The sequence below is a fragment of the Clostridium gelidum genome, from assembly GCF_019977655.1.
GTDB lineage: Bacteria > Bacillota > Clostridia > Clostridiales > Clostridiaceae > Clostridium > Clostridium gelidum.
On record NZ_AP024849.1, the window covers coordinates 5,469,484 to 5,489,810 of the forward strand.

The window sequence follows — 20,327 nt, forward strand, 5'->3', positions numbered from 1 at the left end:
TGGGTATTATATTCAACATTTACTATACTTAGGCGTATATCCAATTTTGGCGGATATACGCATAAGTACGATTTTCAATGTGGGTACCTATATCTAAATATTCGCTGCAATAACTTCTGCTATAGCTTCAGCTACTTTTTGTTGACTAGCTGGATCTGAGCATCTTATTGCTTCTTCTTTGTTTGTTATAAACCCTGTTTCAACTAATACTGCTGGCATATTTGTATTTCTACCTACAAATATATTTTGACTTTTACCACCTCTATTAGTTAAGTTAAGCTTACTTGCAATATTATTATTTATAAGAGTTGCCATTTCCTTACTTTTTTCTATTCTATTGCTGTCTAATTTACCACCAAAATCAGTATCTTGAACTAATGTACAGTAAAGAGTTTCTATTCCGTTTACTGTTGGTGCATTATCTATTGAATTATGATGTATGCTTATAAAGAAATTAGCATTAGCATTATTAGCAATATTCACTCTATTTGTAAGACTTTGAAGCAAAGCCAATGTTTCTTTTTGATCCTTAGTTCTAGTCATTATTACATTATAGCCTCTATTTTCAAGTTCTTTTTGTAATTTTAATGCAACTTGAATATTCAAGTCTGCTTCACTATATGTTACTCCATCTATATTAGATGTAGCACCACCGTCCCCACCATAGTTATGACCTGCATCTACTACAATTGTCTTTTTACCATTTGAAGAATTATTGTTTGTTGTAGTATTAGTTGCAGGATTATCTTTATCTTTATCAGTATTACTAGCTGAAGTTTGCTTCTTACCATCTGAACCAATCTTAAATCCACCTATTGTAACGTCGGTAAGTATTCTTCCTGTAGTTGGATCTAAATAATATGAATCTCCATTAGATGTAACCCATCCTGTTGCCATAGTTCCATTAGTGTTTAAATAATACCATACTCCACTAATACTAACCCATCCCTTAGCCATAGCTCCAGTATCATATAGATAATAGTTACTTCCACCATCTGAAATCCATCCTGTTGACATAGTACCACTAGTGTTAAAGTAATACCAATAATTATTTAATTGTATCCACCCAGTTGCCATGGTACCGTTCTTATTTAACATGTAGTTCTTACCATCTATTTTATTCAGACCAGTTACCATACTTCCATCGCCTTGAAGATAATACCAATTATTATTATCTTTAAACCAACCAGTCTTTATTTTTCCACTCTTCTCAGAATAGTACCACTTATTATTTAAATTTGTCCAACCATCATTGGCAGCCATAACTCCTGAATCCTTAAAAGAATACAGGCTTGTACCGTCATATTGACTTCCAATTGCCATGCTACCATCAGCAGTTAAAAAGTACCAATTATTATTTAATTGCTTCCAACCTTTAACCAAAATTCCTGAAGGCTCAAAATAGTACCATTTTCCTCCGTCAGTTATCCAACCAGTTGACATTTTACCATCATCTTTTAAATAATACCAATTGCTATCAGGTTTAATCCACCCAATTGCTTTTGTATTATCTGATTTATAGTAATACCAATCTCCATTTTCATTTTTCCAACCAATAATTGATGTTATATTAGTTTTTTCCTCTACAGTTTTATTACCTGTTTGAGGTTTGTTTTCTGCAATTACATCTGTTGTACTTGGCGCACTTGGTTTGATTTCAGATTTTCCTGGATTTGGTGCTGCATTTGACGATTGATTGTTATTACTGTTACTGCTATTAGTATCCTCTGTTGTATCCTTCGGATAATCTACTCCAGCATAATCCATTAAATTTTTGTATAATGAACCTATTTCTTCACCATATGTAGCACTTGGAGCCCATTTATTGGCGCCACCTAAAGCATTTACTGTAGTTGCAGTACCTTTAAGCGTTCTAAAATGTCTTGGATCTTCAGTACCATCCTTTGGATATCCCTTAGCTCCTGCATATAATGCTAAATGATCCATGTGTGCTTGTACACCTTTATCCCAACTATCAAACTTATTATGAGCCTTTGGATCATAATTATCTCCACCTGATGCTGTCTTAAGTCCACACGGATTATGATAGCTCTCATCTATAACTCCACCAAATTTTCCGAATCCAGTTTCTTTTGCAGCTTGTACATACGCAATAGCTGGATTAACATCACCACAATTAGGTGAATACTTAAAATAAAGATCTGCGAGTCCTTGAAAAGTCTCTGTTGCTCCTTTAGATTTAGCCCAATTTTTTGCCTGTTTTGCAGTAACCTCACTGTCTGATATTATTTTAAAATCAGTAGTAGCTGCTTGTACACTTAATGTCGGAACCAAACTTAATACCATTGCAAAAGTCAATACAAAGGTAATAATCTTCTTTTTTATATTCAAAACAGTCCGTCACCTCCCTATATTAGATTCTAACAAAAAATGTCACATGATTAAAGGTAAATTTGAAAATTTATAAATTTTTTTATCATAAGTAGAGAACCCAAATCTATGATTTGGTGTGAATCACTTACTCAGCGAACGCATGTGAGTCGAGATTCCTTAAAAAAAAGAGAGCCTTTTTATTTGCTCTCTTCTCAGTGATTATTGTGTTTTCCTCTACATTTACCAAGATTACTATTACAATCATCAAGATTGTCCATTAAGTTGTCTACCATTTTGTCTGTAAGACACATTTGGTTATTTATCATCTTTTCATTTACACACATTAAATGGCAAATAAAATTTTGATTAGTATAAGCATATAAGAATAACAATATCATTATTAGTCTGCTTAACACAGCTTCTTGGCTTCCCATAACCAGTGTAGACAAGCTCAAATCACTTGTTGGAGCACATGTTGCTCCACTTGTTGCGTCAGTATCTGTTCCTAAAGTATCGAAATCAGTATCACAAAAATTACAGTTACTCATTCTCTTCCTCTCCATGTACAAACATATTATATATAATAATAGTATGAAGAATTTGTCCCTTTTGTTACTTGTTAATTATCTTTTTCAATTTCTAACAACTCATTTATTAATTTAATAGAATTATCATATTCAAATATCCCTAAATTCTCTTCTATAATATGTCTTTGATTTTAAATTTAGTTTCTTTTGCCGTGAACCGGCATTTTATTTCGTGAATTACTCAAAAATTATTCTTGACCGATAATATTTCTTTAGTGAATCACCCCATTTAATGATAAAATAATAAGAAGAATCATTGTTATGTGAATTTAGGCACAATCAAAAATAGGAGTGATATAATTTTGAATATTGCAATATGTGATGATTTAGAAAACGATAGACATGCTTTAATACATATGATTGAAAAATATTGCAAAGATTATAATTTAGAAGTTAAACTTTTCACTTATAAAAATGGTAAAGAATTGCTTTCAAACTTTACTTCTGGAAAATTCAAAAGAACACGTCATTGGAATTTCCTCTGTTCATGCGGTTGCCTCCAAATATGGTGGCAGTGCAAAATTTGAAGTTGATTCTGAAAATAATGTGTTTAAAGTTTCTATACTTTTAAAAAATAATAAAGGTTACAATCACCGCAAATCTAGGTGACTGTAACCTTAACTTTAGTTCTTCAAGCTTTCTCTTTGAGCTTCCACATCAATTGTTAATTGTTAATTGAACTAATCTTCACTCTTTCCAATTGCTGATAAAATTAATCCTTTGTTATGTTCTAAAGCCCAGCTTATGCCCCAATCGTTTTGGAATATAAGTAGGTTTCTATCTTTAAGGTCTTTAACCTTTTTAGTATCTGAAGTTAAGTTTAAAGAATCCATTTCAATATCTTTATTTTCAATCCATCTTACATATCTATAGTCTAATCTATCCATTTTTACATCAACATTATATTCATTGTTTAATCTGTATTCTAATACTTCAAATTGAAGTACACCAACAACACCAACTATGATTTCTTCCATACCTATATGAGTTTCTCTAAATACCTGAATTGCTCCTTCTTGAGCAATTTGAGTAACACCTTTTACAAATTGTTTTCTCTTCATGGTATCTACTGGTCTAACTCTTGCAAAATGTTCTGGTGCAAAGGCTGGTATTCCTTCAAATTTAAATTTATTATTTGGCATGCATAAAGTATCACCAATTGAGAATATACCCGGATCAAATACACCTATTATATCTCCTGCATAAGCTTCTTCAATAATTTCTCGCTCTTGAGCTAAGAATTGTTGAGGTTGCGCAAGTTTAAGCTTCTTGCCACCTTGCATATGCATAACTTCCATTCCCTTTTTAAATTCTCCAGAGCAAATTCTCATAAAGGCAATTCTATCTCTATGTGCCTTATTCATATTTGCTTGAATTTTAAATATAAAGGCTGTAAAATCCTTATTCAGAGGATCAATTTCCCCTATGCTTGAATTTCTTGGAAGTGGTGGTGAAGTCATTCCTAAGAAATGCTCTAAAAATGGTTCAACTCCAAAGTTAGTTAAAGCAGATCCAAAGAATACAGGTGTTAAATCCCCGTCTCTTACCTGCTTAGCATCAAGTTCATCTCCTGCAATATCTAAAAGTTCAATGTCTTCCATAAGTTTATCATGAAGTGATACTCCAAGTAGATCCTTGAATATCTCATCATTAACATCTCCTTCTGTTGATGTAACTTCTGTTTGACCATGATTTCCTGCATTAAAAGCTAAAACTCTCTTGTTTTGTCTTTCATAAACACCTTTAAATTCTTTACCAGAACCTATTGGCCAGTTTATTGGATAGGTCTTTATTCCAAGTTCATTTTCAATATCATCAAGAAGTATAAACGGATCTTGAGCTTCTCTATCCATCTTATTTATAAATGTAAATATAGGAATTCCCCTGAGGGCACAAACATGAAATAATTTTCTTGTTTGATCTTCTATACCCTTTGCAGCATCAATAACCATTACTGCGCTGTCTGCTGCCATAAGTGTTCTATATGTATCTTCTGAGAAGTCTTGGTGACCTGGAGTATCTAATATATTTATGCAATATCCATCATAATTAAATTGCATAACTGAAGAAGTAACAGAAATACCTCTTTGTTTTTCAATTTCCATCCAGTCAGAAACGGCATGCTTAGAAGCTTTTCTTGCTTTAACAGAACCTGCAAGCCTTATAGCTCCTCCATAAAGTAATAACTTTTCTGTAAGGGTAGTTTTACCAGCATCAGGGTGAGAAATAATCGCAAAGGTTCTTCTCTTTTCAATTTCTTTTATATAATCAGCCAAAGCTAAGTCCTCCTATTGATATAAATTTTTTTCATTGTGCCTAATATGTCTTAATTAATCTATTTTTACACTTTTCTGCGTCTTACGTCAACATGTTTAATCCACAATTTCAAATTCATTTTGTACTTAATTGTTGATAACTTATTAATATATTATCTAAACTGTGGATAAGTAAAAAAAATTCTATTTTTCCTCATTATTAACTGATATATTATACCATACACAATGATGACTGTCACCAAAGAAAAAAACTCCACTATATGGAGTTTACAAAATATCTACTATTAAAATTGTTGTATTGTCTATTTTTAGTGCATTGCTTTTACTCTAGTTAATTCCATATCTAAGTCAGCTATTTTATGAACATTCTTTGCAGTAATCGCATCAACCCCGCTAACTTTTATGGCTATATTAGATAATTCTCTTGTCATATCGTCTGTCATATCATCTAATTTAGCTTTTATTTCTCTTTGACCATTTTCTAAATTATCTAATCTTACATCTATTTTATCTAACCTTGCATCTACTTTATCTATTCTAGCTACTATCTTTTTTTGACCTTCATCTAATTTGTCAACCTTCTCTTCAAGTTTGTCAAATCTTCCATTAATAGTTTTTAGTATTTCTAAGATTTCATTCTCCAACTAACTTCACTTCCTTTTAAATATTTTCCGTTCTTAAATAATGATTTAATTATACATTAAATCCTCATGAATTTATACTCATAATTGTTCCCAGTTTTGATAATTATAATACTTAAAACTATTGCAATTTACAATGTGCAATTGACAATTAATGATGAAATCACTTCGTAATTTCTATATATAACAAAAAATCCCAAAAGAATTTTTTCCCTTAATTATATATTTTTAATTGAACATTATAAATTAAAAATAAGCTGTCTTGCATCAGAAATTGTTTTTCTAATGTAAGGCAGCTTATTAAATTTATACTATTCTACTTTAATACTTAATGAAGTGTATCCAAGTATATTTCCATTACTATCTACCCAAGCATAATATTTAGTAGTAATAGGTTGTGTAACTACAGCCCATGTACTTGAACCATACATAGCAACTGGAATTTGTTCTAAGTATTGTCCTCCTAGTACATTTGTTCCAGTACCACTTAAGCTGACAACTGTTGCATTTTTTAAACCATCTAATGTTGTCGCCACTTTAACTTTTGTTGCTATTTTAGATCCAGTATATGGATTTGTAAGTTTAATTCCCACACATGCAATTTGTGCATTTGTATATGGAGTCAATTCTCTTATTTTATCTAGCGCTGCCGATTTATCAGTATCAAATGTACTTGGTACAGTAATACTAACAATTCCATCTTTTATAGTAATAATCCCAAGCCCTGCTTTTTCATATCCATCATTCAATATATTAAATGGTACATCAGTAATAACATCAGTAATAGTTTCAACTCCATTTACTGTTGTTTTTTTCTGTGTTGTTACTTTATAATACAAAACATCTGCACGCACATTTGAATTTTGTAAAGCTGGTTGAACTACATTAACTGTATAATCCTTCTTTGTTGTTCCATCTTCTGCTGTTACTGTATATATTACTGGACTTGCAAAGTTAACTGTTCCACTTCCACTTGTTTGATTTGTTCCATTTACTGCTAAAGTTGCGTTATCTGACAAAGTAAAGTTTGCAGTTAAACTTGATACATCTGTAGGAACTACCACTGTAATTATTCCATTTGTTTCATCTATTGTTCCTGTATAAGAACCATTAATATTACTTAAACTAAATGTTTTTATTGATTTTTGAGTGCTTAAAGTTTTTCCAATATTAGTTGCATCAAGTTTTCCTACATCTAGGTAATTTGATGCAGGATTTGTAGCACCAGCGTTAGAAATTGCTTTTAATCTAACATATAAATTATTACCTGCTGTAAAATTAGTATCAGTCAATTCAATAGTAGTACCTGTTGCTGTGAATGATTTTGCATTGGCCCAATTTGGAGTAACGCCATCTGCACATACACAATATTCATAACTTACAGCACTAGTTAATACTGATAATTTTATTGTATTATCTTTAGCTGGCACTGCAGAACCAGTTGCTAGTGAAATACTACCAGCCGTTAGTGTTCGTTCGCTTATAAATGCTATATTTTGACTTGAATATAATTTAGTTCCGGCTATATTTGTTGTAAATGTTACAATAAGTGCATAACTATTTGGTGTAGTTTTATCCTTTATTACTGCATCTAATTTAGCTTGACTAATTGTTAACTTCTTAGAATTTTCATCAAGTGAATAATCCGTACCCTTACCTAAAGTTACACCCCCTAATGTTACTGAATCAATTCCTGTGGCAGTTTTGCTTCCACTTCCCAAAGTATAATTAAATGTCACAGCACTTGGTGTTGTAGTATTGTAAATTGCTGTAGTGTCTGCTGTTATCGTTGGACTAGCTGCATCTGCTACTTTAAATGCTCCTGTATATACCGTTTTATTATTATACGTTACTGGTATACCCGCAGTTGCACTATTCCTTGTAGTTAACGGCATACCATCGTAATAGCCTGGTGTTGTAATACCATATAACTTGAAATCACTATATAGGATTGGGTTCTCAGTATTATTATTGAATTTCACGTTTACCTTTAAATTACTAAGTTTTAAGTTATCACCTTCAGCATAATTTAATGTTACACTTCCATCTACAACTCCCACTAGTTCATTAATACTAAGTGTTTGTTTAATACTAACATTTAATTTAGCCGTAACTGAGACACCACTTCCCATAATGTATCCTGCTGGGCTTTCAATATCTGCAACTAAATTCTTGATTCCTTGGCTTCCATCAAATGCGGTGCAATTCCATGTTTTAACATTAGCTACTACTGTACCACCATCATAGTTTAATGTAACTGTCTTTGGAAGAATTCCTGCTGCATTTAATAGGGTTGTATCCATTATATGCTTATCAGAAGCTAAAGGAATTTCAGATATTGTAGCTGCTCCTGTTATTGTTTTTCTGTTATCTGTTTGTTTTGTATTAACTATTACCTTAAGTGTTCCACTTGGCATAGGTAACCCATCTGTTTTAGTATAACCAGTTGGTACAGCCCCTAATGTTGCAACTAAATCATAATTTCCAGTAGCTGCTCCATTATAAATTCCTGTCCAATCAGTTATTCCCATTTCTATTACTTTTACTGTACCATCACTTAAACTACATGACACATTAGCCTTAGTTGGAAGTTTACCAGATGCCTTTAATACTGCTAAATCTACTATATCTCCTGTAGTATCAATTACCACATCAGTTAAACTTACATTTTTATCAAAGTAAACTATTTTCCCTAAATTTTGATTATTTGTAGTACCGCCTGTATTCGTAGTTCCACCTGTATTTGTATTTCCAGAATCAGTTGCTACATTTATTGTTATATTAGTACTTCCAACTACTTTAGAAGTATCATTAGCAGTTGCTATTACTGAAACTGTTCCATTGGATACTGCAGTTAATAATCCACTTGAACTTATTGTTGCTATTTTTGAATCAGACACTGACCATGTTACACCCACCTCAGTTGCATCAATCGGTAGTACTTTAGCGCTCATTTGTAGAGTTCCAGATTTAGTTGTTATAGTTCCCGTAGTGCTTGTTACTGTAATATCTTCTACAAGTACTTTATCCGTACTTGTTCCTGGGTCTGAAGTACTAGATTCTTTCCACTGAGCATATAAAGTGATGTCTTTTTTGATAGTGATTGACTCACCAGCCTCGTAACTATCACCATCTCCATCTTTCTTAGTAGTCCATTCAACAAATGTATATCCACTCTTTGTAGGTTTATACAAGGTTAATTTCTCATCCTTTTCAATAGTCTTTGTGCTAAATTCATCTCCATCATCATCTTTAAATTTAACATTATATTTTATAAGATTATCAGGATCTCTTGCTACAGTAGTAGGATCACTTGGTGATGAATCCTCGTTTGTTATCATTTTAGGAGTATAAGGAACAGTCGTTGAACCTGATAAATCAAAAGAGTTAATAGGCGTAGGAATATCTTTCCCTACAGCAACTCCGTTTTCATCAAAAGAATAGTATTTCCCATTTATAACAGCATTTCCTGTTTGCATTGCTCCGCTTTCAGAAAATAAATGAATCTTCCCATTAATTTGAATAACTCCCGTTTTCATTACTCCACTAGAATCGGCATAATACCATCGACCCTTATCATAAATCCACCCAGTTTGAAGTGTTCCAGAATAATTAAAGTAATACCATTTTCCACTATTCAGTTGCCAATACCCACTACTTTGTCCACTATTCATGTTTTGCCAAGCATAAAAATCACTTGATCCTACAGCAAAAGCATCGGTTGATACAAAAGTACTAATGCTTGTACCAACAACCGCTAATGCAATTATTTTCTTTAAAAACTTGCTCTTCATTTAAAATTCCTCCCATAAAAACTTCTATTATATTTATAATTTCTATTTATAATCCTTCATTTTCTAATTCAAAATATTTTTTTTAAAATATCCATTTATATATGCAATTTATAATTACAAAATATATAATACATTCTATTATCGACATATTTTACTATAACTATATGGTTATATTATACCAAACATAGTATTATAAGATAATATGTTAAAAAAATTATTTTTCATTTATCTATGTTGCAAGTAAAAATTTATGCCCTTTATGGGTATCCTGTGGGCAATTTACAATTGATGCCCTTTATGGGTAGTCTGTGACCAATTGTGTATGAAATTCTTACAGAATTTATTAAATCTGAAATGAAGAATCATTTTTGCAAGATATATATGTAAAATGAAAAATCCCCTACATCTATTAATGTAAGGGATTCCTGGAATCTAACTTAAGCTTCCATCTGAATTGAAATTGTATTTTGTTCCATCTATATATCTTGAGCCTGTTACCATTATTCCATTAATATTGAAATAATATTTTTGACCATCAACAGTTACCCATTCATTTTTCTTCATCTTACCAGTTGTTTCATCTAAATAGCACACTCCATCCGATGATTCTGCCCATCCTTTTTTTATAGAACCATCTTCATTTGCGCAATACCAGCTACCATCTGCTCTAAACCAGCCTGTTTGCAAAGCTCCTGATGGATCTTTAAAGTAATACCATTTTTCACCTAATTGAAGCCACTGTGTAGCTGCTGCTCCATCAGATTTTAGATAATACCATTTGTCCTTAGACCATTTCCAGGTCGAAGTTACCATTGATCCATCTTTATTAAATAAATACCAATAATCTTCAATTTTGATCCAATCCGTTGTCATCTTCCCATCAGCTTTTAGGTAATAATTTTTACCACCATCATTAACCCACTGCATCTTTTTAACTGTTCCATCTTCACCAACAAAATATTTGTCCTCACCATCTTGAACCCATTGAGTAAATAATTCATATCCTTTGTTCTTATCAAAATAGCATCTCTTACCATCAACTATTTGCCAGCCTGTCTCCATAGCTCCATCAATTCTATTGAAATAATAAGTCTTTCCCTTGATCTTTTGGACACCCTTTAAACTTACTCCATCACTATCATAATAATATCTGTAGCCATCTCTTTTTCCCCAGCCTTTATCATTATCAAATCTATCAAAGACCTTGTCCCAAGCATCATCTACATCATCATTCTTGTCATTAAGTGAGTCAGTCAAATCATTCATAGAATCACTTAAATCATCAAGGCTATCAGTTACTCCACTAATAGTAGTACCTATACCACTTTTGTCTATTAAAGCTGAAACAAGTTGTCCAACAATACCGCTATTGAGTGTTGATTCAGATACAACCATGGGTTTTCCTTGTTTTTGCATAATCATGTATCCAACTTGTCCGCCTACAAAATAACCTTGATCTTTAACTGTTGTCATATCTGTTTTATTTACTGCTTTGTATCCATATATTGGTACACTTTGCCCATCAAGACTTTGTACTTGAGCTGCTACAGCTTTTATTACTGCTGGTTTTGCTGCATCTAATTGTGCTTGTGTCATACCATTTACCAAAGCAGTACCATATTGTTTTATAAGTTGTTCTTTTACAAAACTATCTGTAGTAATAGCTTCTGCAATTTTAGTTGCTGTATCACTACTTATAATTAGTGGTATACTTTTCGTTGGTGTTGGACTAGCTAAAACAACACAATTTTGTTGTGCATACATTGTATCCATATTACCTTTTATTACATAAAATATTTGCTCATCTGTTGGCGTACTACCAGCTAAAGTTACATTATTATGTTGATCCCCGATATTTATCTCCTGCGCCTGTCCATTTTCTGTTGCCTTTGCTATTTTATTAAAAGGTGTTACAGATGTTGTTGAAACTATACACGTAGCTATTAACACCAATCCTGCTATTTTATTAATTCTTCGTATCATATTCATCGCCTCCAAAATATCTATCCCTATTATATCATTTATACTGAGTAGTTCAAATACTTTTTAATTGACAATGTATAATGTACAATTTACAATTGAAAATTTAGGATGATATTCCTCCAGAATATCTTTAATATATTTTTTTAAATTCCAAAAGAATTTGTTCCTTAGTTGTCAATTGTCAATAAATTTTCTTCTTCTAATAACGTAAGGAATTTCTTTACAATAAATGGATCAAATTGAGTTCCTGAGCATCTTTTAAGTTCCTCAATAACATATCCTTTATCAAAAGCATCTTTATACACTCTTTTGTGAGTCATTACATCGAAAGAATCAACCACATTAATTATCCTTGATAATAATGGTATTTCTTCTTCTTTCAATTTATTAGGATAACCTGTCCCGTCATACCTTTCGTGATGAGCTAATATTTTATTTGCAATATGAGCTAATTCAGGAGTTGACGATGCGATTCTATAACCTATATCAGAATGTGTCTTAATAATTTCCCATTCTTCTTCAGTAAGTTTTGATGGTTTCATAAGAATATGTTCTGGTATTCCAATTTTACCTATATCATGTAATGAAGACAAAAGTTCTAATTCATCTAATTTTCCTTTTGTTAATCCAAGTCTTTTACCCAACTTCATACTTAAGTTTTTAATTCTCATTGTATGTTCTTCTGTTTCACTGTTTTTTTCATGTAAAGTTCTTAAAAGTGAATTTATAGTAGAACTCCTAGCACTTTTTTCCTCTAAAAGTTTATTTCTATACATTCTCTTTTCCGCCAAACTCATAATAGCTTCTATATTTAAATTTTCTTCATAAGATCCAGCATATCCCCATGCTACACTTATTTTAAAATGAAACTCTGCTTCATTTTCACATTTCCCTTTTAGTTTATCTATTAAATTAGATACATAAACTTCATCCTTATTTTTAATTAATATTACAAATTCATCTCCACCCCATCTAGAAATTATATCATCAGAATCACAATTTTCTTTTAATATTTTACTTACAATGCAAATTAATTTATCGCCTTCTGCATGACCTAATGCATCATTTGTTAATTTTAAACCATTAATATCCCCCATTATAATATAATAACTTGCTTTTTCATTTTCATATAATTCACTTAACATTTTTTCCATATATGCTCTATTTTTCAAGCCTGTAAGTTTATCGGAGTAGCTCAAAAATAATATTTCTTCATTTGCTGAATTTAGTGTTGAAAGCATTTTATTAGTTTCATCAGCTAATTTAGAAAATTCATCGTTTCCAATTATGCTAACAATTAATTTAGTATCTTTAGTTTCACTAACCGTTTTCATGAAATCAGTAAATTTTGAAAGTCTTCTTAATATATATCTATTAATAAATATAATATCAAAAACTAAAATTATAGCTATTACACATAAAAAATCAAAAATAAAGTTCCTTAAAAAAAGTATTGTTTGTTCATTACTGTAATTTTTATCAACCATCTTAACAGTAATTAAATCCTGACCATTAATATCTTTCATGGTCTTATTTGCTTCATATTTCTCTTTATTATATGCCGTTATATGTATGTATATAAGTCCAATCATCTTCACGTTCAAATTTTTCTTGCTCTGTCTCTCTAAACATCAAATTGACAGGAATTATTTTTTCTATATAATTTAATAATTTATCATCTATTTCACGAGTCATTATTATTGTTCCATTACTTTCTAATTGTTTGCCAGTTGAAGTTATAGGTAACACTCCAACCATATAAATTTTGCCTTTTAAAAATAACAACCCAATTCTTTGAGTATTTGTTTTATTAAAATTTTCATTATTTAATAAAAGCTTTTTTAAAATAGCTTGGCTATCTTCCTTTTCCATTCCACCTTCTTCAGAATAAACTATTTGCCTATCATTATTTACATAAATTAAATTATCTAAATTTAAATCTTCTATTGTATTTTCTGATAAATTTGATTCAATATATTCTTGATTAAATTTATTCATAAATTCATACGTGTCATCCCATTGACCCCAATCCACAAGAAGGTTTTGCAAATTTCCCTCTTCTTTTTCAAGCATAGAATTCATAACTTCAAAATTTCTTACCATACTTTGCTCTTTTTCTTTATTTATATAACCAAAATAAGAAACATTAAATATTATAATAGTTGTTATTATTATTACTATAAAAGTCAAACTATATATTAGAATTGTTTTATGTTTAATGCTCATAACATTGCCCCCTACCATTGTCGATTGTTGGTATTAACTGTTGATTTTTAGTTATATACTATATTATGAGTGCTTAGTAATTAGTTGTCAATAATCAATTGTATATGCAAATTCTTTACATTCAATATTCAATTATAAATATTGTCCAAACTAAAAATAACCATAAATCTAATTCATATGGAAATTAGATTTATGGCTGGCTAAATTATTGTAAATTGTATTGCAACGTATATAGATATGCAATTTCTAAGTTATGCTTATACTATAAAAGTATACCCAACTAGAAATAAGGGGGCTTGCTTTTGTGGAATGTTACATCAGAAGATTTTGATGGCTGTGATTCTTAGATTATAAGTTGTTCCAAAATGCTTGTTCAAAGCTTGTCTTTGAAACAAGCATTTTGGGTGCAACTTATAATTTTAGAATCACCCAGCAAAATCTTCAGTAACTGGAACAAATGCATGCCCCCTTATTTCGGCGCATCTACGCATAATTATGTTTTTCAGTGGGTATCTATATTATAATTTGAATTTTTGTACCAATCCAGTTAAGTTCATTGCTATTGTTGCTTGTTCTGTTGCTGCATGTGCAACTTGAACCATAGCTGCAGAGCTTCCGTCTATTTCTGATTGTATAGATTCACTGTTTACAGAAGCTTTTTGAACATCTCTTGCTGTAGTTTGAAGTGCCTTAGTTATTTCTTCAACTGTAGCTTCAACCGCTTGTGCCATTGCAACTAATTCCTCTGACATTGAACTTACAAAGTCACCATCAGCACTATATTTTTCTCCAATTTTAGCATAATCCTGTAACTGCTTATCAACATCTGTTGACATAAAAGTAAGTATATCATTACTATTGTCAGAAAGATTCTTAACTGCATCATTTATCTTAGATATTGTATTTTGAATGGTTATAACTGCTTGTGAAGATTCTTCTGCAAGTTTTCTAACTTCCTCTGCAACAACTGCAAAACCCTTACCTGCATCTCCTGCTCTTGCTGCTTCAATAGCTGCATTTAAGGCTAAAAGATTAGTTTGTTCTGAGATTCCAGCTATTACATCTGCCATTACTTTAACTTCTTCAACAACCTTAGAATCTTCAATAGCCTTTAATATATTTTTTTCTTTTTGCTTGCGAACTTCTTCTGTATTTTTTATTGCAATCTTACTATCTTGTTTTACTTTTTCAGCTCTTCTCTTAATCCTTTCAGCATTTGTACTTCCTGCAGATGCTTTTGCTGCTAAATTTTCCATATTTGAATTAACTTCTTCAATAGATGCTGCAATTTCTTGTGCTGTAGCACTTGTTTCAGTCATTGTCATATTTATATCCTTTGAAGAGTTATCAACTTCATCAAGCTTAGCTGATACTTCTTCTACACTTGCTGAAAGTTCTTCACTTAATGAACTTATATTACAAGATTCATTAAGAATTGTAGAAATAAGTTCTCTAATATTTTTTTGAGCAGTATTTAATTCTTTTGATATAGCTCCAATTTCATCATTTTTTAATATTTTAATGTCTTCTGCAAAATCATATTTTGCTAATTCTATAGCAAAACCCTTAAGAATATTTAATCTTGAAATTATATTTTTGTGCATGTAAATTCCTGAAATAATCGCAATTACTAAAGTTGCACCACTCAATAATATTATTGTTGTAATATCTCTAGCTAGTGTATCTCCATTTGCTAATCCATTTTTTATGTCACTAATTTGTTTAAAATTTATAATACCTGATATAAATACCATTATGCACATAATAGCATATGACATTATCAATTTAGCCTTAAGTGACATATTTTTTCTTTCTTTGTTCATTCTTATTTCCCCCTTATTTTTTGCAATTTAATTTTAATTAAAACTAATAAGCGACAATACTTCCTAATATTAATAATATCACTAATATTTTCTCCATTCAATAAATGTTAAACCTATATACAAACATAAAATTGGATACATATTTCAGAACAAATATGTATCCAATTTCGTGGGTTATCCCCATATTATAATTTTATAACTTAAGCGTTATTTAAATTTATCCATTGACCATCAAGGAACATCATTCCTGTTTTCATGATTCCATTTGCATCAAAGTAATATCTTTTACCATCTATTGTTTGCCAGCCTCTTACCATTTTTCCACCCTCGCCTAGGTAGGACCATGACTTTCCACTGTAAAACCAACCATTTTTCATAGTACCATCATCATTTAAATAATACTTGTTCTTATCATAAGTTATCCAACCTTTTTGTTGTGCACCATGTTCATCCATGTAATACCAACGTCCTCCATTAAATGTCCAACCTGTTTGCACTTCTCCAAGCTCATTGAACAAATACCATTTTCCATCATAACTAGCCCAGGTATTTACATTCATAGGACCATTACCTTGAAGGTAATACCAATATCCTCTGTCATAAAACCAACCTGTTTGCATGATACCATCTTTGTTTAAGTAATACCAGTTACCACTTTCAAGTAACCATCCATCTTTACGGTATCCATTTATATCCAAGAAATACCATTGATTATCCCATTTAACCCATTGATTTTTAATTTGAAGTCCTACTCCATTATAAAATGTCCAATTTCCTGCAATAGGTACCCATTGATTTTTTGCCTCTAAATCTCCTCTTATTATACTTATCTTATAAGTAGTTGTTGTTTTACCATCTTCAGCCTTAACTTCTACTGTTATAAGATTGGCCCCTACATTAAGATTTATATAATCTGATTCTTGTCCAGTTGCATATTCTTTCCCATTTATTTTAATTTTTGCTTTGTCATTTTGTGAAGCAAATTTAACTCTGACTCTCTCAATATTTTTAGCTATCTTAACAGTATAAAGATACATTTCTGGATCAAATCTTGGCGTCATTGTTCCATCACTTACAGAAAGACTGCTTAAATTAACGTTCTCCTTAGAATATCTTCTTGTTACTCTTATTGTATAAGTATTAGTACTTCCATTAGTATCCGTAACTGTTACACTTATTAAATTTCCACCTTCATTTAAGTTAATATAACCTGATGCTGCACCACTTGGTATTTTTATATCATTAATCTTAATAGTTGATGCAGGATCTTCTGCTATTGCAGTTACTGTTATTGATGAAACAGTATTTTCAACTATTGCTGTATAGTCAGAAATATCTTTGTTAAATGCTGGATTTAATGTCCCAGAACTCAAGGTTAAACCTGAAAGCTTAGCACTTCTAAATTTTTCGGTTCTAACTACAGTAACCGTATAAGTTTGAAATAATCCTTCTTTAGTTGTAACTTTAATTGGGATCTTATTTGTACCTTCTGAAATTTTAATTTCACCACTCTTTTTCCCACTTATTACAGTACTCTTTCCTACTATAATTGTAGATGAATTATCTACAGATGTTGGAGTAAATGCTATTGTTTCTTGAGTTGTAGGTACAGTTATTGTATAATCAAAAGTATTTGCATCAAAAGCTGGTGCTAAGGTTCCAGCTGAAGGCACTAATGCTTGTAATAAAGGTTGTCCTTTTTTGGTGATTATTAAACTATACTGCTTACTAGCATTATTAGTAGTTATTTTTATTGTTATAAGATTATCACCACCAACTAATTTAACCGTATTATTTGAGCTGCCATTAATTGTAACTCCACTCGATAAAACATCTGATCCAACTAGTAATTCAACCTTAACTTCATTTATATTGTCCTCTACACTATGTCTATAATATCCGTCAGTTCCCATTCCAGCGTAAGGAATCGTTGGGGTTGTGATTGAATTTTGAGAATCTGTATAAGTAAGTCTGATATTATCAAATTTAAATAATGATTCTGTATCAAATTTCATTAGTACAACAAAAGTCTTCAGAGTACTAGTATCGGAACCTTTTTGAACAGTGATTTTAAAATAAAAATCACTATAATCTTTAATACCTGTGAATTGATATGTAGATGTGCTAGTATCTACAAAAGGAGTCATATCAGTAGGCAATGTAACATTTGTAGCCTTATACGTCATAACATTTGTAACCTTATAATCACTATTACCTGTTATAGTAAACGATTTTGTTCCCGTATCAATATACTCACAAAGATAAACATCATCACTTCTTCTTTGGTCTACTAATAGAGTACTATTATTAGCCTTAAGTGTTACTTGATCAATAAATGTTCTATCCAGTGATGTAGTTATTGCATCCGCCTTAGCAATATGTGTGTTTCCTGATTGTACTAATCCTAACATCACTGTAAAAATCAATAAGTATGAAATTATCTTCTTCATAGTAAATTTTTTCTCCATAATTTATGTATCCTCCCTAGATTGTTATATTTTATATGTAATAATTCTATATTTGTATATAAATTTTACTTTTATGAAAATTATGTTAAGCATATCCCCGCATTATTTTCTTTAATATGCCTTATCTAGAATTAATCGTACATTTATATAATAACACTATTTTTAACTATTTTAAATATATGTTCACTTTATTTTCTTCCTTAAACCTTTCTTTACAATGTCACTATAATATACAATATTATTTTATATTATAAGTCCCTTTTTTAATTCTTCAGTATAATTTTCGACTTATTTTTTTACTTTTTTATAAATATTTTAATTAATATTTTTAAATTTATGTATTTTAATATAAATTATGGGCAATTAATTAAAAAAATTCCTTGAGAAAACTTTATTTTTAATTTTCCCAAGGGATTTCTTTTAGTTAAGGTTTACTGAACCATCTTCATTGAAATTATAGGTATAACCATCAATAGTTTTAGTGCTTGTCCTCATTGTTCCATCTTCATTAAAATAATAAATTTTATTATCTCTGTCTGAAAGCCATCCACTCTTTATATCAGTACTGTTACGCTCACGATGTCGCATATTTCCAACACCATTTAAATAGTACCAATTTCCATTACTATAAATCCATTCCCCAGATTTCATATTTCCATTAGAATTTAGAAAATACCATTCATCATTATAATTAATCCAGCCAGTTTCCATAGCTCCATACGAATTTAAATAGTAAAATTGATTTCTATAATATAACCAGCCTGTTTGCATTTCACCCTTAGAATTTAGATAATACCACTTATCCTTACTAACAATCCAGCCAGTTGCCATTGATCCATCTTTTCTTAAAAAATACCATTTATGATCATCTTCTATCCAACCCGTTCGCATTACTCCATGGGAATCTAAAAAATACCATTTATCTTCATAAAATAACCATCCCGTTTGCATTTTACCACTAGAATCTAAATAATAATCATTACCACCGTCTTCAATCCAACCACTTTGCATATTTCCTCTACTATTAAAATGAAAATAGCTTTTATATTCATTATCATAAAACCACAGATCCTTTAAATATTTTCCTAAGACATCATTATATCTCCATCTTCCATTTACAATTATCCATTGATTAGGTTTAAGTACTTTATTAATTGCATCCGAGACATTAGGAGATACTGGAATTCCTAAGTATATATTTATAGTATATGTCCCCACTCTTTGAGTATCCTCATCTTTAAGTTCTATATTTATTGTATATTTACCAATACCATTAAATTTCAATTTGATTGAGTTATTTTCACCTAGTACCTTTCCATTAGTAGTAATTGAATACTTCCCTTCCCCTGGAACTGTTTCAAGCTCTACTATATCTGTTCCCTCATCCAATTCTATATTATAAAGAGTACTACTTTTATCAAATCCAATGGTACTACCATTTATATTAATATCTTTTAAATAAACAGCATCTTTCCCACCTCTATAAATATAAACAGTATATATTGATGTACTTTTAATATTATCATTTTGGACTTCTATTTCTACCTTATTTTTACCTTTATCTAATTTCAAAGTCTGTTTATAATTATCATCTTTAGTTACCTCTTGACCATTAATTTCAACTTTATCTGAAGCATTTTCAGGTTTAGCTTTAATAAATATTTCATCAGTATCTTTATCAACATCAACAATATAAGAATGCTCATCTTCTGAAAAATCAATATTATTGCCTTCACTTAAATAAATGTTTCTTAAATAAGGTTTTTCTTCTGCATAAGCTTTTGTAGCTATTAAATTAAAGCAATTGGGTTCTATAACTGAAAAAACACCAATAATAAATACTGCTGCAATTATATTTCTAATTCTTTTGCTCATAAATTCACTCCCTTATGCCTTATGTCTGTATTAATAATGTTACCATTATAATACTTAACTGTAAACGAGGTTTGCCATGAAAATTCTTAAGTTTATCTTAATTTTAACTAAATACTCCATATAATTCTTTCAAAATTAAAACCTCAATGGCCTTATTTAATTCAACATCCAAAATTGACACTCCTAACGGTGATAATCACCCTTCATATATATTTAATATTTCTCTTATAATAAAATATTCAACTTACATTTATTACTTTAATTATACCCTAGATTTAACATTTCTAAAACATAAATAGTTACCCCAAGTAAGGTTTATA

General features: G+C 30.5%; 13 protein-coding genes. 2 read left to right on the forward strand and 11 right to left on the reverse strand.

Annotated features, from left to right (window positions below; all coding sequences use genetic code 11):
• Nucleotides 1-93 precede the first annotated feature (93 nt).
• A complete protein-coding gene (locus psyc5s11_RS25160) occupies nt 94-2,352 on the reverse strand; it encodes an N-acetylmuramoyl-L-alanine amidase (RefSeq protein ID WP_224035197.1) in 2,259 nt (752 codons plus the stop codon).
• A gap of 194 nt (nt 2,353-2,546) precedes the next feature.
• Nucleotides 2,547-2,882, reverse strand: coding sequence for a hypothetical protein (locus tag psyc5s11_RS25165; protein WP_224035198.1), 336 nt, complete (start codon nt 2,880-2,882; stop codon nt 2,547-2,549).
• Between the two features lie 341 nt (nt 2,883-3,223).
• Here psyc5s11_RS25165 and psyc5s11_RS25170 point away from each other — a divergent pair, with 341 nt between their 5' ends.
• Nucleotides 3,224-3,448, forward strand: a complete 225-nt coding sequence (locus psyc5s11_RS25170; RefSeq protein ID WP_224038282.1) for a hypothetical protein — start codon at nt 3,224-3,226, stop codon at nt 3,446-3,448.
• Nucleotides 3,396-3,530, forward strand: coding sequence for an ATP-binding protein (locus psyc5s11_RS25175; protein ID WP_258712470.1), 135 nt, complete (start codon nt 3,396-3,398; stop codon nt 3,528-3,530). The genes psyc5s11_RS25170 and psyc5s11_RS25175 overlap by 53 nt, the downstream gene beginning before the upstream one ends.
• A gap of 71 nt (nt 3,531-3,601) precedes the next feature.
• On the opposite strand, the gene psyc5s11_RS25180 is transcribed toward psyc5s11_RS25175, so the two are convergent.
• The 9 genes from psyc5s11_RS25180 to psyc5s11_RS25220 all read right to left on the reverse strand — a co-directional run bounded on the left by psyc5s11_RS25180 (nt 3,602) and on the right by psyc5s11_RS25220 (nt 20,007).
• Nucleotides 3,602-5,197 carry a peptide chain release factor 3 gene (locus tag psyc5s11_RS25180; RefSeq protein WP_224035199.1) on the reverse strand — a complete coding sequence of 532 codons (1,596 nt, stop codon included), beginning with the start codon at nt 5,195-5,197 and terminating at the stop codon, nt 3,602-3,604.
• A gap of 308 nt (nt 5,198-5,505) precedes the next feature.
• Nucleotides 5,506-5,841 carry a restriction endonuclease subunit S domain-containing protein gene (locus tag psyc5s11_RS25185; RefSeq protein ID WP_224035200.1) on the reverse strand — a complete coding sequence of 112 codons (336 nt, stop codon included), beginning with the start codon at nt 5,839-5,841 and terminating at the stop codon, nt 5,506-5,508.
• A 308-nt stretch (nt 5,842-6,149) separates the two neighbouring features.
• Nucleotides 6,150-9,632: an InlB B-repeat-containing protein gene (locus psyc5s11_RS28140; RefSeq protein ID WP_224035201.1), complete on the reverse strand. Its 3,483-nt coding sequence runs from the start codon at nt 9,630-9,632 to the stop codon at nt 6,150-6,152.
• Between the two features lie 432 nt (nt 9,633-10,064).
• Nucleotides 10,065-11,615, reverse strand: coding sequence for an N-acetylmuramoyl-L-alanine amidase family protein (locus psyc5s11_RS25195; RefSeq protein ID WP_224035202.1), 1,551 nt, complete (start codon nt 11,613-11,615; stop codon nt 10,065-10,067).
• 167 nt (nt 11,616-11,782) lie between these two features.
• Nucleotides 11,783-13,207: a bifunctional diguanylate cyclase/phosphohydrolase gene (locus psyc5s11_RS25200; protein ID WP_224035203.1), complete on the reverse strand. Its 1,425-nt coding sequence runs from the start codon at nt 13,205-13,207 to the stop codon at nt 11,783-11,785.
• On the reverse strand, nt 13,170-13,841 hold the full coding sequence (locus psyc5s11_RS25205) for a CHASE4 domain-containing protein (protein WP_224035204.1): 672 nt from the start codon (nt 13,839-13,841) through the stop codon (nt 13,170-13,172). The genes psyc5s11_RS25200 and psyc5s11_RS25205 overlap by 38 nt, the downstream gene beginning before the upstream one ends.
• Before the next feature lie 518 nt (nt 13,842-14,359).
• Nucleotides 14,360-15,664, reverse strand: a complete 1,305-nt coding sequence (locus psyc5s11_RS25210) for a methyl-accepting chemotaxis protein (protein ID WP_224035205.1) — start codon at nt 15,662-15,664, stop codon at nt 14,360-14,362.
• Between the two features lie 200 nt (nt 15,665-15,864).
• Nucleotides 15,865-18,132, reverse strand: coding sequence for an N-acetylmuramoyl-L-alanine amidase family protein (locus psyc5s11_RS25215; RefSeq protein ID WP_224035206.1), 2,268 nt, complete (start codon nt 18,130-18,132; stop codon nt 15,865-15,867).
• A 420-nt stretch (nt 18,133-18,552) separates the two neighbouring features.
• The gene (locus psyc5s11_RS25220; RefSeq protein WP_224035207.1) at nt 18,553-20,007 is read right to left on the reverse strand and encodes a cadherin-like beta sandwich domain-containing protein; all 1,455 of its coding nucleotides are present in this window, start codon (nt 20,005-20,007) and stop codon (nt 18,553-18,555) included.
• Nucleotides 20,008-20,327 lie beyond the last annotated feature (320 nt).